This is a genomic window from Citrobacter sp. MNAZ 1397 (genome assembly GCF_023613995.1).
GTDB lineage: Bacteria > Pseudomonadota > Gammaproteobacteria > Enterobacterales > Enterobacteriaceae > Phytobacter > Phytobacter ursingii.
The window spans coordinates 18042-43583 of record NZ_JAKIVH010000009.1 but is presented as its reverse complement, the minus strand read 5'-3'; the positions used below and the strand labels follow the sequence as shown (position 1 = coordinate 43583).

Annotated in this window: 23 protein-coding genes; 9 read left to right on the top strand and 14 right to left on the bottom strand. The window is 52.2% G+C overall.

Annotated features, from left to right (window positions below; all coding sequences use genetic code 11):
- The first annotated feature begins 493 nt into the window (after nucleotides 1-493).
- Nucleotides 494-1501 carry an HTH-type transcriptional regulator GalR gene (gene galR / locus L2097_RS24165; protein ID WP_047369028.1) on the top strand — a complete coding sequence of 336 codons (1008 nt, stop codon included), beginning with the start codon at nucleotides 494-496 and terminating at the stop codon, nucleotides 1499-1501.
- On the opposite strand, the gene L2097_RS24160 is transcribed toward galR, so the two are convergent.
- The 5 genes from L2097_RS24160 to L2097_RS24140 all read right to left on the bottom strand — a co-directional run bounded on the left by L2097_RS24160 (nucleotide 1498) and on the right by L2097_RS24140 (nucleotide 5951).
- Complete coding sequence (locus tag L2097_RS24160) at nucleotides 1498-1947, bottom strand: GNAT family N-acetyltransferase (RefSeq protein ID WP_047369027.1); 450 nt, start codon at nucleotides 1945-1947, stop codon at nucleotides 1498-1500. The two genes, galR and L2097_RS24160, sit on opposite strands and share 4 nt — an antisense overlap.
- Nucleotides 1944-2717 (bottom strand): GntR family transcriptional regulator, encoded by a 774-nt coding sequence (locus L2097_RS24155; RefSeq protein ID WP_039077118.1) that lies wholly within the window; start codon nucleotides 2715-2717, stop codon nucleotides 1944-1946. The genes L2097_RS24160 and L2097_RS24155 overlap by 4 nt, the downstream gene beginning before the upstream one ends.
- Nucleotides 2718-2847: 130 nt before the next feature.
- On the bottom strand, nucleotides 2848-3165 hold the full coding sequence (locus L2097_RS24150) for a PTS sugar transporter subunit IIB (RefSeq protein ID WP_047369026.1): 318 nt from the start codon (nucleotides 3163-3165) through the stop codon (nucleotides 2848-2850).
- A gap of 9 nt (nucleotides 3166-3174) precedes the next feature.
- A complete protein-coding gene (locus L2097_RS24145) occupies nucleotides 3175-4602 on the bottom strand; it encodes a glycoside hydrolase family 1 protein (protein WP_085006744.1) in 1428 nt (475 codons plus the stop codon).
- 11 nt (nucleotides 4603-4613) lie between these two features.
- A complete protein-coding gene (locus tag L2097_RS24140) occupies nucleotides 4614-5951 on the bottom strand; it encodes a PTS sugar transporter subunit IIC (protein ID WP_047369024.1) in 1338 nt (445 codons plus the stop codon).
- A gap of 294 nt (nucleotides 5952-6245) precedes the next feature.
- Here L2097_RS24140 and L2097_RS24135 point away from each other — a divergent pair, with 294 nt between their 5' ends.
- Nucleotides 6246-7271 (top strand): LacI family DNA-binding transcriptional regulator, encoded by a 1026-nt coding sequence (locus L2097_RS24135; RefSeq protein WP_250353820.1) that lies wholly within the window; start codon nucleotides 6246-6248, stop codon nucleotides 7269-7271.
- A 128-nt stretch (nucleotides 7272-7399) separates the two neighbouring features.
- Here L2097_RS24135 and lysA read toward each other — a convergent pair whose 3' ends face one another.
- A complete protein-coding gene (gene lysA, locus L2097_RS24130) occupies nucleotides 7400-8662 on the bottom strand; it encodes a diaminopimelate decarboxylase (protein ID WP_250353819.1) in 1263 nt (420 codons plus the stop codon).
- 117 nt (nucleotides 8663-8779) lie between these two features.
- On the opposite strand from lysA, the gene L2097_RS24125 reads away from it, so the two are divergent.
- A complete protein-coding gene (locus L2097_RS24125) occupies nucleotides 8780-9706 on the top strand; it encodes a LysR family transcriptional regulator (protein ID WP_142517637.1) in 927 nt (308 codons plus the stop codon).
- Here the strand turns inward: L2097_RS24125 and L2097_RS24120 are convergent.
- Entirely contained in the window at nucleotides 9703-10395 is a 693-nt protein-coding gene (locus tag L2097_RS24120) for an aspartate/glutamate racemase (RefSeq protein ID WP_250353818.1), read from the bottom strand. The genes L2097_RS24125 and L2097_RS24120 overlap by 4 nt on opposite strands.
- A gap of 225 nt (nucleotides 10396-10620) precedes the next feature.
- On the opposite strand from L2097_RS24120, the gene L2097_RS24115 reads away from it, so the two are divergent.
- Genes L2097_RS24115 through L2097_RS24105 form a run of 3 tightly spaced genes read left to right on the top strand, consistent with a single transcriptional unit; the run spans nucleotide 10621 to nucleotide 13459 of the window.
- Nucleotides 10621-11457, top strand: a complete 837-nt coding sequence (locus L2097_RS24115) for a hypothetical protein (RefSeq protein ID WP_250353817.1) — start codon at nucleotides 10621-10623, stop codon at nucleotides 11455-11457.
- A 20-nt stretch (nucleotides 11458-11477) separates the two neighbouring features.
- Nucleotides 11478-12551: a hypothetical protein gene (locus L2097_RS24110; protein WP_250353816.1), complete on the top strand. Its 1074-nt coding sequence runs from the start codon at nucleotides 11478-11480 to the stop codon at nucleotides 12549-12551.
- A 53-nt stretch (nucleotides 12552-12604) separates the two neighbouring features.
- Nucleotides 12605-13459, top strand: coding sequence for an SEL1-like repeat protein (locus L2097_RS24105; protein WP_250353815.1), 855 nt, complete (start codon nucleotides 12605-12607; stop codon nucleotides 13457-13459).
- A gap of 413 nt (nucleotides 13460-13872) precedes the next feature.
- Here the strand turns inward: L2097_RS24105 and kduD are convergent, their stop codons facing one another.
- From kduD to L2097_RS24075, 6 genes are all read right to left on the bottom strand, one after another.
- Entirely contained in the window at nucleotides 13873-14634 is a 762-nt protein-coding gene (gene kduD, locus L2097_RS24100; protein WP_047369017.1) for a 2-dehydro-3-deoxy-D-gluconate 5-dehydrogenase KduD, read from the bottom strand.
- A 62-nt stretch (nucleotides 14635-14696) separates the two neighbouring features.
- Nucleotides 14697-15533, bottom strand: coding sequence for a 5-dehydro-4-deoxy-D-glucuronate isomerase (gene kduI, locus L2097_RS24095; RefSeq protein WP_250353814.1), 837 nt, complete (start codon nucleotides 15531-15533; stop codon nucleotides 14697-14699).
- A 622-nt stretch (nucleotides 15534-16155) separates the two neighbouring features.
- Nucleotides 16156-17337, bottom strand: a complete 1182-nt coding sequence (locus tag L2097_RS24090) for an acetyl-CoA C-acetyltransferase (protein ID WP_085006739.1) — start codon at nucleotides 17335-17337, stop codon at nucleotides 16156-16158.
- A gap of 160 nt (nucleotides 17338-17497) precedes the next feature.
- Entirely contained in the window at nucleotides 17498-18310 is an 813-nt protein-coding gene (locus tag L2097_RS24085) for a MetQ/NlpA family ABC transporter substrate-binding protein (protein WP_039077131.1), read from the bottom strand.
- Nucleotides 18311-18457: 147 nt separating this feature from the next.
- A complete protein-coding gene (locus L2097_RS24080) occupies nucleotides 18458-19126 on the bottom strand; it encodes a methionine ABC transporter permease (protein ID WP_047369015.1) in 669 nt (222 codons plus the stop codon).
- On the bottom strand, nucleotides 19119-20138 hold the full coding sequence (locus L2097_RS24075; RefSeq protein ID WP_250353813.1) for a methionine ABC transporter ATP-binding protein: 1020 nt from the start codon (nucleotides 20136-20138) through the stop codon (nucleotides 19119-19121). Before L2097_RS24075 ends, L2097_RS24080 begins: the two co-directional genes overlap by 8 nt.
- A gap of 395 nt (nucleotides 20139-20533) precedes the next feature.
- On the opposite strand from L2097_RS24075, the gene L2097_RS24070 reads away from it, so the two are divergent.
- Nucleotides 20534-21904: a pyridoxal-phosphate dependent enzyme gene (locus L2097_RS24070; protein WP_250353812.1), complete on the top strand. Its 1371-nt coding sequence runs from the start codon at nucleotides 20534-20536 to the stop codon at nucleotides 21902-21904.
- Between the two features lie 10 nt (nucleotides 21905-21914).
- Nucleotides 21915-23057: a trans-sulfuration enzyme family protein gene (locus L2097_RS24065; RefSeq protein ID WP_250353811.1), complete on the top strand. Its 1143-nt coding sequence runs from the start codon at nucleotides 21915-21917 to the stop codon at nucleotides 23055-23057.
- Nucleotides 23058-23222: 165 nt separating this feature from the next.
- Here the strand turns inward: L2097_RS24065 and L2097_RS24060 are convergent, their stop codons facing one another.
- Entirely contained in the window at nucleotides 23223-24086 is an 864-nt protein-coding gene (locus tag L2097_RS24060; protein WP_250353810.1) for an aldo/keto reductase family oxidoreductase, read from the bottom strand.
- A 180-nt stretch (nucleotides 24087-24266) separates the two neighbouring features.
- Between L2097_RS24060 and L2097_RS24055 the strand changes: the two genes are divergently transcribed.
- Nucleotides 24267-25268: a sensor domain-containing diguanylate cyclase gene (locus L2097_RS24055; RefSeq protein WP_047369010.1), complete on the top strand. Its 1002-nt coding sequence runs from the start codon at nucleotides 24267-24269 to the stop codon at nucleotides 25266-25268.
- Nucleotides 25269-25542: the final 274 nt, after the last annotated feature.

The window sequence follows — 25542 nt, the reverse complement described above, 5'->3', positions numbered from 1 at the left end:
AAATTAAGTACGAAATGCGTACCGAAATAATCACCAATCAATACCTCTGGGATCTTGATTGTGGCTGGCAGCGCGTTAGCTCGCCAGTGGTAAAAAGCAAGCGAATGAGCCTAAGTGCAACGAGGTGTTTCTAATCATTCTGCTTGTTACACATTGACTTAATGGCAAAAAAAAACCTGCACATCTGCGCAGGTTGGTGTAATTCAAGTGTTCAACCCTCAGGTTGACTTCACCTATCAATACCTCTGGGAGAACTACTGTAGCAATCTGGCCAATTACTTCTCCAGCAGACAATAGAAACAGCCTTTCGCAAAGTGTAACTAAAGGTTCGAACTGTATATTTGCGGATATATTTTCCATGTAACGTTTTCACGTCATTTCGCCGCGCCAGCTCACGTTTGTGGAAAGTGCGCTGGCGACAACCTTGATTAGCCAGCGCATTCCCGTAACATAAGTGGGTGTGTAAACGCTTACCCCTAAATGAAGGTGCTCAATGGCGACAATAAAAGATGTAGCCCGGCTTGCAGGTGTCTCTGTCGCTACGGTCTCGCGCGTAATTAACGACTCACCTAAAGCCAGCGAAGCGTCAAGACTGGCGGTCCAGACCGCAATGGAGAGTCTGAACTATCACCCCAACGCTAACGCCCGCGCGCTGGCGCAACAATCGACGGAAACGGTCGGTCTGGTGGTGGGTGATGTTTCTGACCCTTTTTTTGGCGCGATGGTTAAGGCCGTTGAGCAGGTCGCCTCCAGCACCGGTAATTTTCTGCTTATTGGTAATGGTTACCATAATGAGCAAAAAGAACGTAACGCGATTGAGCAACTGATTCGCCACCGCTGCGCGGCACTGGTTGTCCACGCCAAAATGGTGCCGGATGCCGAACTCATCGCGTTAATGAAACAGATCCCCGGAATGGTATTGATTAACCGCATTCTGCCGGGATTCGAACAGCGCTGTGTGTCGCTTGATGACCGCTACGGCGCCTGGCTGGCGACGCGCCACCTCATACAACAGGGCCATACCCGGATAGGCTATTTGTGTTCCAACCACGCGATTTCTGACGCGGAAGACCGTCTGCAGGGCTATTACGACGCCCTCAAAGAAAACGGCCTGCCATGTAATGAGCGTCTGGTCACCTTCGGTGAACCGGACGAGAGCGGCGGGGAACAGGCGATGACCGAACTGCTCGGGCGCGGCAAGAATTTTACGGCTATCGCCTGTTATAACGATTCGATGGCGGCGGGAGCAATGGGAGTACTCAACGATAATGGCATTACTGTGCCAGACGAGATCTCTCTGATTGGCTTTGACGATGTGCTGGTGTCACGCTATGTCCGCCCGCGTCTGACCACGGTGCGCTATCCCATCGTGACGATGGCGACACAGGCGGCGGAACTGGCGCTGGCGCTGGCAGAAAACCGTCCGGTTCCGGATGTCACACATGTCTTTAACCCGACGCTGGTAAGGCGCCACTCGGTCGTGACGCCACAGGAAAACTAAAGGGTAAAGCGATAGAGGTGGACGGTCGTGTCCGGGTAATCAAGGCCGTCGCCGATATACTGCCAGCCAAAGCGCTCATAAAAATCACGGCAGGCCGAGTAAAGATGAAGCTCGCTAAACCCCATCTCCCGCGCAGACGCAATCACATGCTGCTGTAATGTGCGCGCCAGCCCCTGCCCGCGCGCAGATTCAGCCACATAGAGCGCCGCCAGCCACGGGAACAGATCCTGGCGGCTTATCAAATCGCAACGCCACAGCCCGACGGTGCCAAGCAGCGTTTCGCCATCCACCAGCACAAAGGTCAGCGGCAGGCTACCCGGCGTCTGGCTGTGTTGAATGATGCTTTCGAAGAACGCGCGCGGCAGTGAGTCGCCAAACTCGCGCCAGAGCCACTCGATCACCTGTTCGGCATGCTGCGGCGCGTCGTATAACGGAATCACTTTCACATTAATTTCCCCTGAAAAATCGGAACTGATTCAAACAGATAGCCGTCAAAATCCGGGGCATCTTCGTCCGAGAGCTCCAGCAAACTCTTTTTTACGTTTTCAAGATGCTGCCACATAGCCTGCCAGGCGCCCATCACATCGCGACGGCGCAGCGCCGCGAGCAACGTCTGCCTGTCGCCCAGCCATTTCAGGCGATAAGGTCGACTGGTAATGTGCACATTGAACTGCTGCCATAGCGGGCTGCTATCCATGTGGTGCCAGACGCTTTCTACCGTTGCCAGCAGCATCTGATTTTGCGAGGCACCTGCCAGCACCAAATGAAACATTTTGCTGTTGTCCTGGCTGGTGTCATTCAGGGCAATCGCACGCTGTTCCTGTTCCAGTATGCGGCGCAGGTTATCGATATCCGCCCGCGTCGCCATTTTGGCGGCAAAGGCGGCGATGTTGCTTTCGAGCAACTGACGCGCCTGTAATATTTCAAACGGGCCGACATCACTGCTAAGAAAGCGCTCTTCTTCGTTTTCATGCTCCTGAGGAATACGCATCACATAGACGCCAGACCCCTGACGAATGTCGACGGTTCCCTGCAGTTCAAGCATTAAGAGCGCTTCGCGGACTATCGTGCGGCTGACACCATACTTTTCGGCAATATTGCGCTCAGGCGGAAGGCGGGATCCCACGGGGTAATGCCCCTGGATTATTTGCGCGCGTAAATCTTCGCCAATCTCCTGGTACTGTTTTTTTTCCGGCGGGATAACAGCTTTTTCCACAATATCACCTGTTGCTTATACCCATCATATTGCGCGTTGAAGGTGCGTTGGCTTCCTGCAACCCAAACTATTCAGGGTATATAAATATGGATTAACGCTCAGGCCGGAGATCCCCCGGCCTTTCGGCGCGCTATCTTACCAAATTTAGTGCCTGATCGAGAACTTTCGCGCCATTTAAGGTGCCATAGGCAACCGGATCGATCACATCGATAGGGATAGCGTATTGGTCGGTAAGTTTCTTATTTTCCGCAAGCTTAAAGCGCACCTGCGGTCCCAACAGAACAGCGATGATCTCGCCGCTGTGGCTGTCTAATTCATCGCGCAGCGCCTGCTCAGCAATGGCATATATTTTCAGATCCAGACCGCGCTCGGCGGCGTTTTTTTCCATTTTGGTGACTACCAGTGATGTAGACATCCCGGCAGAACAACACAGGACAATACGTTTCATCACAGCTCCTTATTTCCATTCATCATCAAAAGAGACCGTAAGCTGGCGTTCGTCGCTTAACCGGCGATACCAGGAGAGCGATTTTTTCGCCCGTCTGTCGCGGTTGTGTTGCAAATCGATCTCCACCAGCCCGTAGCGATTTTTAAAAGCGTTCATTGGCGATACGTTGTCAGTAAATGCCCAGAGCATATAACCGTGGCAGTTGGCGCCATCCTCCCGCGCGCGTAGCGTCTGGTACAGGTGCTCAGCAATAAACGCAATACGGTAATCGTCTTCAATCACCCCGTCGGCATTGCGGAACTGCCCTTCGTTCTCCACCCCCATCCCGCTTTCCGCCACAAACCACGGGATGTTGCCGTATTCGTTTTTAATCCGCATGGCCATGTCATAAATGATAAACGGCCCGATTTCCCAGCCGCGCGACTTATTCATGCGCCTGCCCGGCAGCTCAAAAGGTTCGTAGTAATAAGCAGGATGGAAAGGCGTCTCCGGATGCCAGGCGCGGGAAGGCGCTTTGACCCGGTGCGGGTAATAGAGGTTGATCCCGAGCTCATCGACAGTGTTGTCGCGAATGATCGCCAGTTCTTCTTCGGTGTAGTCCCAGCTCACCTGATGCTTCTCCAGCACCGCAAACAGTTCCGGCGGATACGCGCCTTTCACCATCGGGTCGAGGAACACGCGGTTATAGAACAGATCGTACATCTCGGCCGCATGCAGGTCGTGCGGCGCACGGGAGCGGGGATAGGTGACTTCCGGGTTCAGAATGCAGCCCACGGTTCCCACGTAACCCTTCTCGCGAAATAGCTTCACCACTTTCGCTGTGGCAAGATTTTTATGGTGATTCCACTGCATCCAGGTGCTGGTGTTCTGCTCATATGGCCAGCGCAACGCATCCAGATAGACCCTGGTTTGCACCACAATGGGCTCGTTAAAGGTGAACCAGCGTGTCACCTTCTGGTGAAAGCGTTCAAAAACCTTTTCGACGTAGAGCAGATACAGTTCAACGACTTTTTTCGACGCCCAGCCGCCGTAGGTTTCCAGCAGATAACCGGGCAATTCGTAATGTTCAAGGCAAATCATCGGCACAATGCGGTTACGCGCCATCTCGTCAAAGAGCTGGTCGTAATACGCCGCATACTCTTCATCCACGACACCTTTTTCATAGTCGGTCAGAAAGCGTGACCAGTTGATAGAGGTGCGATAGTGCGTCAGCCCGGCCTGCTTCATCAGCTGCACATCTTCACGAAAACGGTGGTAAAAGTCAGTCGCCACCGCCGGGCCGTAGCCCTCATGCCAGACCTGTCTGTCGTTTTTGTACCAAAGATCGGGCCATGAATCCTGCCCGTCTTTTTTGCCGCTCCAGCCCTCGGTTTGCCAGGCTGACGCCGCCGCACCAAGGATAAACGTCGGCGGGATGGTGAGTGTTTTCGTGCTCACGTCAGGCTCCTTTACGCATTTTTCGCCATTTCAGTGGATTCGGCCTGCAACTGCGCTTGCTCCGCACGGCGGGAGGCAATCTTCACAAAAGGCAGATAAATAAGGATCGAAGCCAGGATGCAGACCAGTTGCGTCACCACCGCGCCCATCGAACCGGCGGTGGACAGCCAGGCGTTAATCAGCGGCGGCGTGGTCCAGGGCACCATCACCACGGCTTTGCCGGCGAAACCGGTAACCGTGGCAAAGTAGCCGATTGAGCCGGTCACCAGCGGCGTGATGATAAAGGGGATCGCGAGGATCGGATTGAGCATGATCGGCATGCCGAATATTACCGGCTCGTTGATATTGAAAATGCCTGGGCCGATGGAGAGCTTGGCGATCTCTTTCATCTCTTTGCGTTTGGTAGCAATCATCACTGCGATCAGCAGGCCAATGGTCAGACCGGAACCGCCAATACTCATATACACATCCCAGAAAGGCATGGTGATGATATTGGGTACTTCTTTGCCCTGCTCAAATGCACTCATGTTGACCGTGATCGCGCCAAGCAGCAGGGGTTCGCGGATCGGCTTGATCATCTGGTTGCCATGAATGCCGATCACCCAAAACAGCTGGGCGACAAACATCAATAGCAGGATGCCGGGCAGGCTTTGCACCACGCGTTCCAGCGGCTGTTGCACCACCTGATAAACCGCATCATAGAGGTACATGCCAGTGAGCTGATGAAAGACAAAACCCAATGTCGCGATAACCGTGGTAGTAATAATGGCCGGGATCAACGCAGAGAACGACGCCGAGACGTTAGGCGGTACCGTATCCGGCATTTTGATTTTCAGCCCTTCACGGTTTTCCAGCCAGCAGTAAATCTCAACGGAGAGAATCGCGATAAACATGCCGAGGAACAGGCTACGGGTATCCGAGAACTGGCGCAGCAGCACATCTTTCACCACATGCATTTGGCCATCCACCAGCATTTCCACCGTCGTCGGCGTCACGCAGATAAAGCAGATAACCGCCAGCAAACCGGGGAACAGGGTTTTGATCCCGTTAATACGCCCAAGCTCAATACCAATCAGGAATACCGCACCGATATTCAAAAAGTTGAGCGTGGCGTAGTTGATGGCGCTGGTAATCGGCTTAAGCGCTGCCAGAAACGACAGCGCATCAAAGCTGGCGAGGCCGTTTTTCGGATCCAGCACCATATTGGAGATAAGCACGGAGAAGGCGCCGACGATAATGACCGGCATCAGGGTAATAAACGAAGCCTTGATCGCCATGATATAGCGATAGCTGTTGAATTTGGTCGCGAAGCTACCCAGAGAATCGATTAACTTTTCCTGTAGAGCCATCAGAGGTACCTCAGTAAAAGGGCTTTTATCGTGTCAGGTATACAGCTCAATACCTTTTGGCATACCAAAAATAGCTATCGATAGAAAATAGTTCTGTGATTGAGGTCGCAACACGGCATCTGGCATTCCAGATTTGCCATTTTCAGCAAATTTGGCATACCACCATAGAGAAATCAGGGATTTCTTCGGGTTGCATGAAAAGCGTGATCGATCCGGTTATTGTCTCTCCCCCGTCCCGCTGCGCTTTGATGAATGTGATAAAATAGCGACCTTCATGTGATACAGGATCAGGTCATGGCGACAATGCTGGATGTCTCACTGCGCGCGGGTGTCTCCAAGGCTACGGTATCGCGCGTGTTGAACGATACAGGTCAGGTAAAAGAGAGCACCCGTAAACGGGTTTATCAGGCGATGGAAGAACTGGGTTATCGGCCTAATTTTCTGGCCCAGTCGCTGGCAACACGCACCAGTAATAACATTGGCCTGGTGGTTTCCACTTTTAACGGTTTCTATTTTGGTCGCCTTTTACAACAGGCATCACGCCAGGCGGAAGCCTATGGTAAACAGCTGATTGTGACCGACGGGCACGATGCCCCGGAACGTGAAGAACTGGCCGTACAGATGCTGGCCGACAGACGCTGCGACGCCATCATTCTTTACACCCGCTTTATGAGCGAGAAGGAGATTATTCGTCTAATTGATACGACCCCGATGCCGCTTATCGTGATCAACCGCGAGGTGTTTCAGGCTCACGATAAATGCGTTTTTTTTGAACAGCAGGACGCGGCGTTTCAGGCGGTGGATTATCTGGTGAACCAGGGTCATCACGATATTGCTTGTATCACCGCCCCCATCCACACGCCAACCGGCAAAGCCCGTCTGATGGGATATCGCAAAGCGCTGGAAAAACACGGTATTTGTTGGGATCCGGCCAAAGTGAAATACGGCGACTCATCCATGTCACGCGGTTATGAACTGTGCCAGGAGATCTTACACGAGGGCATTAAGGTCAGCGCGCTGTTTGCCTGTAACGACGATATGGCACTGGGGGCTTCAAAGGCGCTGCATCAGGCGGGGCTACGTATTCCGCAGGACATTTCTCTGTTTGGTTTCGATGACGCACCCAGCGCCCGTTGGCTGGAGCCGGGGCTGTCGACGGTTTATCTACCGATTGAGAGCATGATCACCACGGCCATCGATCAAGCTGTCCGGCTGGTCAACAAAGAGGCGATCGAAGCGATCCCTCCTTTTACCGGCACCCTGGTACTGCGTGATTCCGTCGCCCCCGGGCCATTTTTCCCGGATAAAGCTGACGCCTGATCCGGGCTAGCGAACATATCAACCGTAGCCCCGGTAAGCGTTAGTGCCACCGGGGAATTAACGGATGCGGCTGCACCTTCTTTTGAGAATCACTGATATCCTCGCTCCTCAGGAGAGAGTACCAGGCCTTATACCTGTTCCAGCGCCAGCAGCTCTTCAATTGTCTGACGGCGGCGAATGAGACGCGCCACGCCGTTATCAAACAGCACTTCCGGCAGCAGCGGGCGGCTGTTGTAATTAGATGACATGGACGCACCATAAGCGCCTGTATCGTGCAGCACAAGATAATCCCCCGGCCTCACGGCAGGCAGCGCGCGGGTTTCCACTTTGCCGCCTTCCTGCTGGGTAAACACATCGCCAGACTCACACAGCGGTCCGGCCACCACGGTATCGATACGCGGCGCGGTGGTTAAATCGCGCCCGTCAGCCGCCAGCGCGGTGATGTGGTGATAGCTACCGTACATGGACGGGCGCATCAGATCGTTAAATCCTGCATCGATCAGCACAAAGTGGCGGCTTCCCATCTCTTTCACGCTGCGTACCTGAGCGACCAGTACGCCGGATTCCGCCACCAGGAAGCGTCCCGGTTCGATCTCCAGTTTTACCGGGTGGCCCAGATGTTTCGCCACCTGTTCACGCGCGGCATTCCACAGGCTGTAATAGTGATCCGTGTCCACGCCCTCTTCCCCTTCATGATAAGGAATAGAGAGACCGCCACCGGCGGAAATAGCCTGTAAATCCTGACCGAATTCAATCACCTGGCGCACCATCGCGCCGCATACCTGCTCAAGGTGGCCATAATCGACCCCGGAACCGATATGCATATGGATGCCCACCAGTTGCAGGTTGTAACGCTGCATCACTTCCAGCGCGGCCGGCAGGTCGCTATACCAGATGCCGTGTTTGCTGTTTTCGCCGCCGGTGTTGGTTTTCTGGCTGTGACCGTGACCGAAACCGGGGTTAACGCGCAGCCAGACCGGGTGACCGGGCGAAACCTGCCCCAGTTGTTCCAGCATATCCACTGACCCGGCGTTAACCGGGATACCCAGCTCGCTCACGCGGGCGAGCGTCGCCTCATCAATCACATCCGCCGTAAAGACAATATCGTCCGGATGGTTTTTCGGGTCGTACCCTGCCGCCAGCGCACGCTCAATTTCCCCTAAAGACACCGAGTCCACCTTCACGCCCTGCTCACGCATCAGGCGCAGGATATGAATGTTCGAGCAGGCTTTCTGCGCGAAACGAATCACATCAAACTGCGCCAGGCGGGCAATCTGGTCGCGAATAATTTGCGCATCGTAAACCCACACCGGGCAGCCAAATTCAGCAGGCATCCGCAGCAGGTTAGCGGCATTAAGGTCAGTGGTGGTTTGTGTCAGTGGGCGTGGCATAAGAGACTCCGGAACGGTGTTTTTTATGATTACGCCACAGGCAAAGAGGAATAAAAAATATCGTTTTATCGTGAGTCTATGCAAAAATGATATGGATTCGCTTACCAGGATGCCGCCATGCCCGCCGTAAACCTGCGCCACATAGAAATTTTTCATGCCGTGATGACTACCGGTAACCTGACGGAAGCCGCTCAGTTACTGCATACCTCGCAGCCTACCGTTAGCCGTGAGCTGGCGCGCTTTGAAAAAGTGCTGGGGTTGAAATTGTTTGAACGCGCGCGCGGGCGCCTGCATCCCACGGTGCAGGGGTTGCGTCTGTTTGAAGAGGTACAGCGATCCTGGTACGGACTGGACAGAATTGTCAGCGCCGCCGAAAGCCTGCGTGAATTTCGTCAGGGCGAGCTGTCGGTCGCCTGCCTGCCGGTCTTTTCCCAGTCATTTTTACCGCTGCTGTTGCAGCCTTTTCTTGCCCGCTACCCGGACGTAAGCCTGAATATCGTGCCGCAAGAGTCGCCGCTACTGGAGGAGTGGCTCTCCGCCCAGCGTCATGATTTGGGCCTGACGGAAACCGTCAGCACGCCTGCCGGTACCGAGCGTACGCCGCTGCTGACCTTTAACGAAGTGTGTGTCCTGCCGCAAAACCACCGACTGGCCCATAAAACGCAGCTTACCCCTGCGGATTTTCAGGGTGAGAATTACATCAGCCTGTCGCGTACCGACAGCTATCGGCAATTACTGGATGCTTTGTTCAGTGAACATCAGGTAAAACGCCGTATGGTACTCGAAACGCACAGCGCGGCATCGGTCTGCGCGATGGTCCGCGCTGGCGTCGGCATTTCAGTAGTCAACCCACTGACCGCGCTCGATTACGCCGCCAGTGGCGTGGTGGTGCGTCGTTTCAGTATCGATGTGCCTTTCACGGTAAGCCTGATTCGCCCGCTGCATCGCCCTTCTTCCGCGCTGGTCGACGCATTTAGTCGCCATTTGCAGGAGGCGATGCCGCTGATTACCGGCCCACTGAACGCGGTACTCAATGCCGTTTAGGAGAGCATAAAGGTCACGGCATCGGCAGCGTGCAACGCGGCAGTATCAAAGACAGGGATTGGCGACTGATCTTGTGAAACCAGCAGGCCAATTTCGGTACAACCGAAAATCACCCCCTGCGCCCCCTGCTCTGCCAGTTGGGTAATCAGACTCACATAATAGGTGCGCGACGCATCGCTAAACGTCCCCAGGCACAGCTCGTCAAAAATAATCTGATTGACCCGCGCGCGATCTGACTCCCCCGGGATCAGCGTTTCGATGCCAAACGCTTCGGTCAGACGGCCACGGTAAAAATCCTGCTCCATGGTGTAGCGTGTGCCCAGCAGCGCCACTTTGGACTGTTTCTGCGCCACAATTGCTCGCCCGGTGGCATCGGCAATATGCAAAAACGGCACATCGATGCGCGCTTCAATCTGCCCGGCGATTTTATGCATGGTGTTCGTACAGAGCATGATGCCCTGCGCACCGGCGTTTTGCAGGCCAATAGCCGCATCCGCCAGAATATCCCCGGCCTTTTCCCATTCGCCGCTGCGCTGGCACTCTTCAATCTCGTGGAAATCCACACTGTGGAGCAACAGGCTGGCGGAGTGCAGGCCACCCAATTTCTCCTTCACCCTTTCATTAATCAGGCGGTAATACGGAATGGTGGATTCCCAGCTCATGCCGCCCAGCAGTCCAATCGTTTTCATTATGCCTCTCCCTCTGAGTAAGCACTCAGTCAAGCAAACTCAGGGGCGAGTTTCAAGGTATCTTGAGGGACGGATGCAAACCGTATATAGAGGTTAATTCACTTTATGAATTCTGATTTTTCAGCTTCTACCCTTATCCGCACTTAAGCTGGCACGATTATCGGTTAGCTTATTCACTGGCTGCAGCCGATCACCGGACAGTTATCATCATTAAGGAATAATGAAATGCCTGAAATTGACAACATTAGCCATGCCAATACTCGCCCGATGGATCCGAACGGGGCAGTGCATGTGCATCAGGTAAAAATCACTCAAACCAAAAGATATGATGTGATGATTGCGTACGGCGGACACGGCGGCGCGGAAATGCTGAAAGCCGCAGAGTTTAAAAGAAAACGACTTCTGGAGAAAGCCCCTGAGAGTGTGATTCCGACACCTAAAATATTCAGAAGCCAACAGGAATTTAAAGATATCTGGACAAGTATCTTTAATGACCTGCAATTACGTAACAAATCGGGAATGTACACCTATGAGCTGCATGAAATCCATATTTTTGCGCATAGCGACCCTGATCAAATAAGAATCCGGGATGGGGAGCATATTAATAAAACCGTTATCCAGTCTCTCGAAAAGCTGAGATGGAGCCCAGAACTAGGACACCTGGTCCTGCACAGCTGCCGCTCAGGGCGTTTTGAAAATGATAGATTAACAGAGAGGAACAGTGAAGAGTGCATTGCCCGTGACTTTTCCAGGTGCCAATCAGCTTATGTTATTGGTCAGATGGTTTATGCTTCCTTCAATTATGGTCCGCAGCCACAAGACTGGAAATACCGGGCCACAGTCAATGATAAAATCGCGATAGACGTGTTGGGAATGAACGAACTTGTGTTATGGGGATATAAATCAGGGGATGCCATAAAAGACCGTTTTTCTAATGACGTTGAATATAAAACACTATTTGGTGGTCAACTCTGGCCCTGCAGAAAATACAGAAATGGAGAGAAAATTGACAGAAAAGTGGCACAGGATCAGTTTAATGATGATGATCTTAATTTTATCTGAAAGGAGGCTCAGATAACACGATGAGTCATTGCCGGAAACGTTTTTTTTCCCTGCGGACAATTGTGTGGCTAACGGTTATTTTACTGCTCGCATTTTATTGCTATAAAAACCGCCCCAGGGATTATTCCGTTAAGACCGCCATGTTACCGCAAGAGGCTTTGTGGACGGTTAAACACTCTCAAAAGATAACAGCCAAAGCCATTACGCAAGAGCATCCCAGTATTGATGACGACGATGCAATGCTGGCATTAATCCGCCAGGCCTGGCAGTGGGATAAAAACGCCCTGATCAACTATGCGATGATTCAGTTTGAGCTCTTTGGTGACCCCATTGTGGAGGATTTTATCTGGGAAAACAGGCATAAAATCGTTGACCAGCATGGCAGGCCTCTCAGACGGCCGGATATACTGGATTTACACTACCGAGATCTTATTCTCAAACTGGCAGATATGGAGTATCCCCTGGCAGCAGTGTTTATTTTGGGACGATTCCTGTGGAGTGCCGGAGAAACAGGAGCAATTCATAATCCATTGACACCAGAAAACCGTGAAAAGTTAATACACTACACCCGCTATGCCATTAAAGGCGGATTCCGTTATCATTTATCACTTGCCAGTGCGATACTTTTTGCCAGCGGCTTTGACTATAAAGACAGTAATCACACACAGATTCATACCCTACAGGACAGGATCCCCAATTTATCGCCAAATGAGCTGGAGGACAGTTACCTTGCATATAAAAAGTGCGCCCTGCAAGGCTCACTTTATGCCCAGATTAAAATGGCCGAGTTCCACTACTATGGAATTAGCGTATCCCAGGACATTACGCAGGCCTGGGCCTGGTCATTAATCGCGAGAGACAACTTTCTGAATTTCATCAAAATAAGAAACGAAGATTATTATAAATATAACAGTGGACAAGCTCACCTGAATAACTATAACAAAACCGTTCTGCAACCGTTAATATTGTCCACTGCAACTGATGAGAAAATTAAGCTGGGTGAATCTCTCGCCGGGAGAATTAACCCTGGATTTTCCGACGTGGATTATCGCATCTGGGAAGAAGAAATGGAGGATGTGCCGCCGATGCCCTGAATTAAGGCTATTCTCGTTATATATAATGAAAAATCAACAACAGGCCGCAATCCATGACATCAACACGCTCATTATTCCTGGTGGTTATAACTCTACTTATTAACTCTGCACATGATGGTGCAATTGATATAGCTTGTTCTATAACACCATCACTCCTTCCCAGGTCTGAATTATGGACAGTGAAACATTCATGGATAATGCAACGAAACGCCATAACGCCAGAAACACATATAATTGAAAGTGATGAAAATTTGATAAACCTTATTATACATGCCTGGCAGGGTGATAAAAATGCGATGATTCAATATGCACGTATTCAGTTTCTCGTTAACGACAACGCTTTTCTGGAAGACTTCTACAAACAAAATGCACACCGTATCGTTAATCGCTATGGGCATCGTCTTAAACGCCCTGATATATTTAATATGGATTACAGCGAATTTATTACCACACTGGCTGAAAGGCGTTATCCCCTGGCTGCCAGACTAGCTACCGGAAGACTTAAATGGACAGCAGGTACAACCTACACAAAATTTAATCCATTAACGCATGAAAACCGCAATAAGCTTATCCGGTATATGCGATATGCTATTGAGGGAGGTTACCATGAACATTCATCATTAGCGGATAACATACTTTTTCCATCCGGATTCGCATTCAAAAACAGCTACTTTAGCGAACTAAATTCACTGCAAGACAGAGTTACTAACTTATCCCAGGAAGAACTGATGGAAAGTTTTTCTGCCTATAAAATGAGCGCGCTCCATGGCTCACAATATGCTCAGATAAGAATCAGTGAATTTTATCTTTATGGTGCTGGTATAGAACAGAATCTGGAACAGGCATATGCATGGTCTTTAATCGCTCAAATGAGCTATCGGAATTATCAACAAAAATACGCTGACTAATACCGTTCTGAATCAGAAAACGAAGAAATCTTCGACCATTTTAATAAAACTATACGTGTCAAACTCAAAGAAAAAGGGCTTAGCCCTGCACAAAAAGAAAAAGGTTTGAAGATTGCGCTACAGATTAAAGATAATATATCAGAAGGGGATTATTATACGTGGCGATCCGAGCATGATCCTATACTGCCGGAACCTTGAATTACTGATATCTGAGTGATAAGCAAAAAAAACAATGCTGAATATAATACATTATTTGGCGGTCAGCTCTGATCCAACAGAAAATACAGAAATGGTGGATGTGCCGCCGATGCCCTGAGCCGTATTTATGACACGGGAAACAAAATAAAAAGCCAGTCAGATTATCACTGACTGGTTTTTTTATTACCGTTCAAATAAGAACGGTATCGGGCAAATTAACGTGCCAGCCAGCCGCCGTCGACAGCAACGGTATAACCATTGATGTAGTCAGATGCGCTGGAGGACAGGAACACAATCGGCCCCATCAGGTCGCTCGGCAGCCCCCAGCGGCCCGCCGGGATACGCTCGAGGATAGCCGCGCTACGCTCTTCGTCAGCACGCAGCTGCTGGGTGTTGTTGGTGGCCATATAGCCCGGTGCGATGGCGTTGACGTTGATGTTGTGTTTCGCCCATTCGTTCGCCAGCAGACGGGTCACGCCCATTACGCCGCTTTTGGACGCGGTGTAAGACGGTACGCGGATGCCGCCCTGGAAGGAGAGCATGGAGGCGATGTTAATGATCTTGCCGCCATTGCCCTGAGCGATAAAGTGTTTCGCCGCCGCCTGGGACATAAAGAAGACGCTTTTGATGTTCAGGTTCATCACGTCATCCCAGTCCTGCTCGCTAAAATTGATCGCGTCTTCGCGACGAATCAGGCCTGCGTTGTTGACCAGAATGTCAATTTTGCCGAACTCGGCCACCGCGCGATCCAGCAGCGCCGGGATGCCGTCGATTTTACGCAGATCAGCCGTCAGGCTCAGGAAACGACGACCCAGCGCGGTGACGCGCTCAATAGTTTCGGTCGGTTCAACAATGTTGATGCCCACGATATCGCAGCCCGCTTCCGCCAGACCCAGCGCCATGCCCTGGCCCAGACCGGTATCACACCCGGAAACGACAGCCACTTTACCTTGAAGAGAGAATGCATCCAGAATCATGTTTGTTCCTTAATCTTTCAGCGCCTGCAGCCGCAGGCATATTTTCGTTATGCCTTCGGTGCTTAGCGCAGATCTTTAACCGCGACGTGGTCCATGTCATCAAAGACCTGGTTTTCACCGACCATACCCCAGATAAAGGTATACGCCTTCGTCCCCACGCCTGAGTGGATTGACCAGCTCGGCGAAATAACCGCTTGTTCGTTGTGCATCACGATATGGCGAGTCTCCTGCGGCTGCCCCATCATGTGGAACACGCACGCGTCTTCATCCATATTGAAATAGAAGTAAACTTCCATACGGCGTTCATGGGTATGGCACGGCATGGTGTTCCACAGATTACCCGGCGCCAGTTCAGTCAACCCCATGCTCAACTGGCAGGTTTCCAGTACGTCCGGTACGAAGTATTTGTTGATGGTGCGACGGTTGCTGGTGAGGTTGTCACCCAGCGTGACCGGAGACACATCCGCAGGCGTCACTTTTTTGGTCGGGTAAGTCGTATGTGCCGGGGCGCAGTTATAGTAGAACTTTGCGGGGGTTGCGGTATCGACGCTGGCGAAAACCACCTCTTTCGCCCCTTTGCCGATATACAGCGCATCGCGATGGCCGATTTCATAGCACTGCCCATCAACGGTGATGGTACCGGGGCCACCGATATTGATAACGCCCAGCTCACGGCGTTCAAGAAAATAGCTGACACCCAGTTGCTTGCCTACTTCGCCGCCGACAGAGACGGTTTTGGCTACCGGCTTAATGCCTCCGACGATGATACGGTCGATGTGGCTGTACACCATGGTGTATTCGTCATTAACAAATACCTTCTCAACCAGAAATTCATTGCGCAGTCCCTGGGTATCCAGCGTTTTCGCATGCGCACTGTGGATGCTTTGTCTTACGTCCACCTTTACCTCCGCAGTCAATATTTCATTCAAATCGCAGGTAACGGAGCGGATAAAAAACGTTCCGTTTTGCAGTATGCGCACATCTTATCCCGGCTAAAACACGTTTTCAATCTTATATAAAACAACGTTTCATTTTTTCCGTAATATATTTCTAAAACTGTAGTTGCGATCACGAACGCCTGACATTGGTGCGAATGAGGTGGGCGACTTCTGGGGTGAGCGAAAAGAATTTAATTATATCAAACAAACAGTTAATACCATCTTGACGTTTTAACAGCCTGTCGGCATTTTTACTGCGTGAAATCTAAGATCTTTTTTCATATCGCTACGCCATCATTTTTTTAGGGTGCTATGTGCTGCATTTTCTTTTAAACTGCGCAGGCTGTCACACAAAGTAAAACGATGTTTTGATAAATTAACACCGAATTTTTGAAATGTTGATGGCGTGTATAACAGCGTGAAAATGAATGCGTATACACCAGGGAAGTATCGACAAAGAAACAACAGGGTAGCGCAGCGCGTTGCCCGGGGACGTTTGAGTTAGTGTTTCTGTAACTGGCCTTGCCCTCCTTGACGGAGGGCTTTTTTTTAGGAGGAAAGGGACGTTATCGGCAAGAAAGACTCAGTCACGTTCTATCGCCAGCGCCACCCCCTGACCGCCACCGATACATAACGTCGCCAGCCCTTTACGGGCATTGCGTTTTTTCATTTCATGCACCAGAGAGACCAGAATACGGCAGCCGGATGCGCCGATAGGATGGCCGAGCGCAATCGCACCGCCGTTCACATTGACCCGCTTTTCATCCCACTCCAGCACTTTACCGACAGACAGCGCCTGTGCGGCGTAGGCTTCATTAGCCTCAATCAGGTCGACGTCATCCAGGTGCCAGCCCACGCGCTCAAGGCAACGTCGGGTGGCATACACCGGCGCAATACCCATCAGGGCGGGATCGACGCCCACGCTGGCAAAGGCACGGATACGCGCCATCACCGGCAAATTCAATTCCTGCGCTTTGGCTTCGCTCATCATCATCACGGCGGCGGCGCCGTCATTAATGGACGAGGCATTCCCCGCCGTGACAGACCCCGTCAATTCGAAAGCCGGGGAGAGTCTGGCCAGCCCTTCTGCGCTGGCGTCGGTACGCGGCTGCTCATCGGTATCGACCAAAAGTGGCCGCCCGTCGCTGGACACAGCTTTCACCGGCACGATTTCATCGCGAAAACGCCCGGAATCGATAGCAGCGCGCGCCTTTTGCTGGGAGCGGAGCGCCCAGTCGTCCTGGTGGGCACGGCTGATGCCATACTCCCGCGCCAGATTTTCTGCAGTTACGCCCATATGGTAATCGTTGAAGGCATCCCATAATCCATCGTGGACCAGGCTGTCGATAAGTTGGCTATTGCCCAGACGCGCCCCGGTTCGGCTGTCGGTCAGCACATGGGGAGCCCGGCTCATGTTCTCTTGTCCGCCTGCAATCACCACATCGGCTTCACCGCATTGAATCGCCTGCGACGCCAGATGCAGCGCTTTAAGCCCGGACCCACACACATCATTAATAGTGATAGCCGAGACAGTCATCGGCAGCCCGCCTTTAATCGCCGACTGGCGGGCAGGGTTTTGCCCGGCACCGGCGGTAAGCACCTGGCCTAAAATAACTTCATCAACGGTCTGGGGGTGAATCCCGCTGCGATCAAGAAGCGCCTGAACGACATAACTTCCCAGTTCAACGGCAGAATGGTGCGATAGCGCCCCCTGAAAACAGCCGATAGGCGTGCGAACCGCAGCCACGATAACGACATCTTTCATTTCTACCTCAGCGCAAATTGACCCAGGCAATAGTAGTACGTTGTTATCAAGTATTATCGCAATTGTTTAAAATTGGTGAGATTCATCACACAGGGGGGCAGGAACAGAGTCGAGGGAAGGCGGTGCGACGGGCAAGCCCGCCGCACCGAAACAGCAAGAATCAGTTGTTTACCGGAATAACAGCACCTTTGTATTTGGTGCGGATCCAGTCCTGAATCTCTTTAGAATGCAGAACGTTAACCAGCGCTACGATGTCTTTTTTCTTCTCATCGCCACGGTGTACGGTAATGATGTTGGCATACGGGTTGTTTTCACCGCTCTCTACGGCAATCGGGTCATGTACCGGATCCAGGCCAGCATCAATGGCGTAGTTGGCGTTGATAACGACCGCGTCACCTTCATCGTTGTTATACATCTGCGGCAGCAGCGCAGCTTCGACATTCGGCTGGAATTGCAGTTTTTTCGGGTTCTCAACGATATCGCTGATACGTGCAGACACTTTATCCACGCCCGGTTTCAGCTTGATAACGCCCTCTTTTTCGAAGATAGAGAGAATACGACCTTCCTCAGACACCGCATCACGCATGATGATTTTGCCGCCCTGCGGCAGATCTTTCAGCGATTTGTATTTTTTGGAGTAGATACCAATCGGCTCAATATGAATCGCACCTGCGCTGACGAAATCATACGTTTTATCACCCGCGTGGTCTTTCAGTACGCTGTTCAGGTACGGAATGTGCTGGAAATAGTTAGCGTCGATTTCACGGCCAGCCAGCGCGGTGTTCGGCAGAATGTAGTCCTGGAACGGTTTGATCTCCAGATCGATGCCTTGCTTCGCCAGGATCGGTTTCGCCTGCTCCAGAATTTCAGCGTGCGGCACGTTGGACGCGCCAACGGTCAGTTTGTCAGCCCAGGAGGAGAAGCTCATCGCACCCAAAGTCATGGCGGCAATCAGTGTCAGTGTTTTTTTCATGATGTTGGTTTCCATTATTGTTTTAACCTAAGTAATTCTGGTTGCAGGAAGTGGGCAAGAGCGTGCCCCCCTGGAGCTTACTGAGGTAAGTGACAGGGGTGAACAAACTTTGCCAGCGCACATGCAACCTGAAGTACGACGGGTAAATTAGCGTTTATCTAACAGAGAAGTTATTGCGTCGCCGCAGAACTGGATGATGAAGACAATGATCAAGATGGTCACTGTCGCCACCAGCGTGACGTCGCCGTGGTTGCGCTGGAATCCTTCCAGATAAGCCAGATTTCCTAAGCCACCCGCACCGATAACCCCGGCCATGGCGCTGTAGCTCACCAGAGCAATCAGCGTCACCGTGATACCGGAAACCAGTGCAGGCGATGATTCAGGCAGTAAAACCCGAAAAATCAGTGTACTAAGGCGTGCCCCCATCGAACGGGTCGCCTCGATAACCCCTTTATCCACCTCACGCAGGGCAATCTCCACCAGGCGAGCGTAAAACGGCGCGGCTCCGACAATCAGCGCGGGCAGCGCGGCGTTCGCCCCGAGAATGGTGCCGACAATCGTTTTGGTGAACGGAATCAACAGAACGATGAGGATGATGAACGGAATAGAGCGGAACACGTTCACCACAATCGAAATCACGCTATAGAGCGCGCGGTTTTGAAATAACCCGCCGCGGGCGGTTAAAAACAGCGCCAGCCCCAGAATGATCCCTAATACAAAGGTTGCCGCGCCAGAGAGTGCCGTCATGTACAGCGTCTCTTGCGTTGCCGCCCAAAGCTGGGCCAGTTTCAGATGCGGAAATACTGTCTCAAGCATGCGTGATCACCTCGCCTTCAATATCGCTATGGCGTAAATCCGCGAGGATATTGTTTACCTGTTCCTCTGTGGCGACGACATGCACCCACAGTTGCCCAAACACGCCATGCGCGGTTTGGGTCATTTTTCCATGCAAAATATTGAACGGCAGGCCGTAGCGCAGCGTCAGTTCACCCACCACCGGTTGATGCGTGTTGTGCCCGGTGAAAGTCAGCTTGATCACGGTACCGTCGAGATCCGCGTTCAGATCAGGATTAAACTCAGCTTCCTCATACTGGCTAATCTGGCGGACAAACTGACGGGTGATCGGCTGCTGCGGATGCGTGAAAACGCTAATCACATCCCCCTCTTCCACCACGCTACCGTTTTCCATCACCGCCACGCGGTCACAGATTTTGCGCACCACATGCATTTCATGGGTGATAAGCACAATCGTCAGCCTGAAACGACGGTTAATATCCAGAAGCAGATCGAGAATTTGATCGGTCGTCTGCGGATCCAGCGCTGAAGTCGCCTCATCGCAAAGCAGCACATCCGGATTGTTTGCCAGCGCACGGGCAATCCCCACACGCTGCTTTTGCCCACCGCTCAGTTGCGACGGGTAAGCATTTTCGCGTCCAGTCAGCCCCACCAGCTCGATCAGTTCCGCCACACGCGCCTTAATTTTCGCTTTTGGCGCACCGGCAATCTGCATAGAAAAGGCGATGTTTTCCGCCACCGTACGCGACCACAACAGGTTGAAATGCTGGAAGACCATACTGATTTTCAGCCGGGCCTGGCGCAACTGCTCACCTTTTGCCGCCGAGATGTCCTGGCCGTTTATCACTACGCTGCCGGAAGTCGGTTTTTCCAGACCATTCAGCAAACGAATCAGCGTACTTTTTCCGGCGCCGCTGTAGCCGATAATCCCGTAAATTTGCCCCTGCTCAACCGACAGATTGACGCTGTCCACGGCGGTAATCGACGCCTTTCCCTGGTCGAAAATCTTAGAAATATTCCTGAGAACGATCATTGCGTTACTTTTCCGTTTGGCGGTTTAGCAGTATGGAAGTCCAAACGATAATAATCAGTCATGAATATAATTCAAATAACTAAATGGACATTAGATATAACTTTTCACGCTAAGCGGCGGTGATTCTCACTCTTCTGTCTAATGATTAAATTCAGCAATGTTTATCTGCTAAACGCATAATCCACAGGAAGAACCGTGAAAAAGTGGCTAAAAACACAGCAAAAATGGCTGGTTATGGCAATCGACACATCCGGACGGCTAACCACCTTTCCCTCCTGATGTCTAAATAGCACTTCATATTTCTTTTCGTTCTAATCGCCGGATAAACGTTCTTTAAACAGGCAAAATGACAGACCTATCATCCGCTCATCGCGTTTATCTGTGGGTGATTAACCATGCCAGTATTGCATTCGATTAGTGAACTTATCGGCCAGACCCCGCTTCTCCAGCTCCATAAGCTGGAGACTGGCCCCTGCAGCCTGTTTCTGAAACTGGAAAATCAGAACCCAGGCGGCTCGATCAAAGACCGCGTTGCGCTGTCGATGATTAACGAAGCCGAACGGCTGGGCCATTTACAGCCCGGCGGAACGATCATAGAGGCAACGGCGGGTAATACTGGCCTTGGGCTGGCGCTGATTGCCGCGCAAAAAGGGTATTCATTGATTCTGGTGGTGCCGGACAAAATGAGCCGGGAGAAGATCTTCCACCTGCGGGCGCTGGGGGCGAAAGTGGTATTAACGCGCTCTGACGTCAACAAAGGTCACCCGGCCTATTATCAGGATTATGCCCGCCGCCTGGCGCAGGAGACGCCGGGGGCGTTTTACATCGACCAGTTCAATAACGAAGCCAATCCGCTGGCGCACTTTAGTACCACCGCGCCGGAAATTTATGCCCAGCTTGACGGTGATATCGATGCCATTGTCGTTGGCGTCGGTTCTGGCGGGACGCTGGGAGGATTGCAGGCATGGTTTGCCGAACACTCGCCAAAAACCGAATTTGTCCTCGCCGACCCGGCCGGTTCGATCCTCGCCGATCAGGTCGAAACCGGACAGTACGGTGAGCCGGGCTCCTGGCTGGTCGAAGGGATCGGTGAGGATTTTATCCCACCGTTGGCCCATATCGAGGGTGTCCATACGGCTTACCGTGTGACCGATGCCGAAGCGTTCGCCGCCGCGCGCGCCCTGCTACAAACCGAAGGGGTGCTGGCCGGCTCCTCCACCGGCACACTGCTCAGTGCCGCACTGCGTTATTGCCGGGCGCAGACTACCGCCAAACGCGTGGTGACGCTCGCCTGTGACAGCGGCAACAAATACCTCTCAAAAATGTTTAACGATGACTGGATGCGCCAGCAGGGATTATTAAGCCGCCCAACGCGCGGTGATTTAACCGATTTCATTGCCCTGCGCCATGACGAAGGCGCCACCGTCACCGCCGCGCCGGATGACACCCTGGCCGCCGTACTGGCACGGATGCGGCTGTATGACTTCTCGCAACTGCCTGTACTGGAAAACGGCCGTGTCGTTGGCATCGTCGATGAATGGGACCTGATAAGCCACGTCCAGGGTGACAGCGCGCGTTTTTCATCACCGGTGAAAGAGGCAATGACCCGCAACGTAGAAACCCTCGACAAGCACGCGCCGGAAAGTGCGCTGAAAGCCATTTTTGACCGGGGCCTGGTGGCAGTGATTGCCGACAATGACCGCTTTCTCGGCCTGATTACCCGCAGCGATGTCCTGACCACCTGGCGTAACCGCCTGGAACAATAAAGGAGTACAGATGAAAACGTTGAATACTTTGAGCGTGCACAGCGGCACATTCACCGACCAGCATGGCGCGGTGATGCCGCCGATTTATGCCACGTCAACTTTTGCGCAGCCTGCGCCTGGTCAGCATACCGGCTATGAATATTCCCGCAGCGGCAACCCGACTCGTCACGCGCTGGAAACTGCGATCGCAGAACTCGAAGGCGGTACGCGAGGTTATGCCTTTGCTTCCGGGCTGGCGGCCATCTCCACGGTACTGGAGTTACTGGATAAAGATAGCCATATTGTCGCGGTGGATGATGTTTACGGCGGAACGTACCGCCTGATTGAAAATGTACGCAAGCGCAGCACCGGCCTGCGAGTGAGCTGGGTGAAGCCCGACGATCTGGCGGGGCTGGAAGCCGCCATCCGCCCGGACACGCGGATGATCTGGGTTGAAACCCCGACCAACCCGCTGCTTAAACTGGCAGATCTGGAAGCGATCGCAACGATCGCGCAACGGCATAAGATCCTCAGCGTGGCGGACAACACCTTTGCCTCGCCGGTTATCCACCGCCCGATAGAGCTCGGTTTCGACATTGTGGTTCACTCCGCCACCAAATACCTGAACGGGCACTCTGACGTGGTGGCCGGACTGGCGGTCGTAGGCGATAACCCGGCGCTGGCAGAAAAACTGGGCTATTTGCAAAACGCCACAGGCAGCGTGCTTGACCCGTTCAGCAGTTTCCTGACGCTACGCGGTATCCGCACGCTGTCACTGCGTATTGAGCGCCACAGCAGCAACGCACTGGCGCTGGCGCAGTGGCTGGAGCAGCAGCCGCAGGTCGAAAAAGTGTGGTTCCCGTGGCTACCGTCACACCCACATCATGCACTGGCGCGTAAGCAGATGGCGCTGCCCGGTGGCATGATTTCGGTAGTGGTAAAAGGCGATGACCACTATGCCACTCAGATAATCAGTAAACTAAAACTGTTTACCCTCGCCGAAAGTCTGGGGGGCGTAGAAAGCCTGGTGAGCCAGCCTTACAGCATGACGCACGCCTCGATTCCGCTGGAGCAACGGCTGGCTAACGGCATTACGCCGCAGTTGATTCGTTTATCCGTGGGAATCGAAGGGGTAGACGATTTGATTGCCGACTGGCAGCAGGCGCTGGCGTAACGGCATTGACCTTCCCCGGTGGCGCTGCGCTTTCCGGGGCTACTGACAGTCATAACCGTAAGCACGCTGCGGTCTGCCCCTCTCCCTCAGGCAGAGGGAGAAAAACTGGCTCGATCGGTCCCCTCTCCCTGGAGGGAGAGGGTTAGGGTGAGGGGGAAATGCGGCTTAACGCTTATCGATGCCGTTGAGGATCTCCAGCACATCGGCGGGCAGGGTCAGCTGCGCGCTGGCCAGGTTTTCCTGTAGATGCGCCGGCGACGAGGTGCCCGGGATCAGCAGAATATTGGGCGAACGTTGCAGCAGCCATGCCAGCGCAACCTGCATCGGCGTGGCATTTAAACGTTGCGCTACTGCGTTCAGTTCTCCGGATTGCAGCGGCGTAAATCCACCCAACGGGAAGAACGGCACATAGGCAATGCCCTGTGCGTTCAGCACATCAATCAGCGCATCATCTTCACGGTTAGCCACGTTATACATATTCTGTACGCAGGCAATCGGCGTCATCGACTGCGCATCAGCAACCTGCTTCGCCGTCACATTACTCAGCCCGATATGACGGATCAGCCCGCGCTCTTTTAAGGCGATCAACGTTTCCAGTTCAGCTTCCAGCGCCCCTTCCGCTGGTCCGTGCAAACCGTGCATGCTGCGCAAGTTGACCACTTCTATAGTGTCGAGGCCAAGATTACGCAGGTTATCTTCTACCGCGCGCGTCAGTTCTTCGGCGCTAAACGCAGGCAGCCAGTTGGCTTTGTCATCACGACGTGCTCCCACTTTAGTCACGATGCACAGATCTGCCGGATACGGGTGCAGCGCTTTTTTGATTATCTGGTTAGTGATATGCGGACCATAGAAGTCGCTGGTGTCGATATGGTTAACACCGGCCGACACGGCGTCACGAAGCACCTGAATCGCCTTCGCTTCGTCAGCTGGCGGCCCAAAAACGCCCGGACCGGCCAGTTGCATTGCGCCATAGCCAAGACGACCGACTTCGCGGTCGCCAAGACGATAAGTAAGCGTGGGTTGAGACATGGGATACCTCCTGGGTGATAAGTGAACACATTGTAGGACGGCACAGGCAGAGGCAACAGCGTAATCTGTGCCGTCCTGCATGAGGAGGAGATTTCTCATACAACGTAAAGGTGAGCGATGAGTCGCTACCTAAATAAAAAACCTCTGATATAGTAAATCTATAGCTAATGAGGCCTCACTATGAAATTTCCTGAAATACCAGAAAACGAAACCGAGCGTCTTAAATCCCTTTATATGATGGACCTGCTCGATAAAAAGGATGACGAGCGCTTAGATCGCCTGACTCGTCTGGCAAAAACGGCTTTTGACGTTCCAATAGGCATAATCAGCCTGTTAGATCGTGACCGACAATGGCTGGTTTCGTGCAGCGGAGAAGTAAAAGTCCGCGAGACATCTCGCAATATATCTTTCTGTGCGCATGCGATCCTGGCACAGGGAATTTTTATTGTGAAAGATACCAGCGTGGATGAGCGTTTTCACGATAACCCGTTCGTTATTGGCGAACCATATATACGTTTTTATGCAGGGTGCCCGGTGCGCCTCCCTGATGGCTCGATCGCCGGAACGATATGTATTATTGATGACAAACCGCGCGATTTCACCCCGGAAAATATCAACGCATTGCTCGATCTGGGTGCCATTGTTGAGGACGAATTTCATATCATCAGCATGGCGATGACGGATACACTGACCGAGTTGCCCAATAAGCGTGGTTTTTACAAACTGGGCGAGAAACGCTTCTCATGGTTAACTGATAATAAACGATCGTTTAGCCTCATTTACTTAGATGTGGAAAACATCACCGCTATTAATGAATTCTTTGGTCATAATGAAGGTGACAACACGCTCAAAAAATTTGCCTCAGCGCTCCTGCGTTGCATGAAAAAGAATGATGTTGCCGCACGCCTGGAAGGGGGCAAGTTCGTCCTTCTGCTTGGCCATGACGACGACCGCGATGTGGATACGTTCCTGTTCAGCCTGCAGTCAAAAATTGATGATCTCAATGAAAAATCAATGAAAAAATTCCGCCTGCACTATTCTTACGGCATCGTGGAGTATGACCCGGACAGGCACAGCAACCTGCTGGAGATGATGAACAACAGCGAGCATGTGATGTATCTGGAAAGAAAAAAACCACCGCTAAACCCGACGCAGGCACATAAATCCAGCGAAAACTCATAGCTCCTGAGTTATGGCTCGCACCCCGAGGGTAAATGAATATTTACCCTCGCATTTTTTTAAAATAATAACACCGCAGATTCAGCTATTACTTTACTGTCCCTCGTGTTCAGCCCTTCATTTATTTATACAATGCCACCTATCATTTAATTAACCATAGATACTGTCTATTTATATAAATAAATTTAAAGCAACTCGTTTTTTCTCATGAATTACCCAGACTTATCGGTTATCATCCAGTTTAGGTTTAGTCAACAATCTGTATTTTTCCAATGAA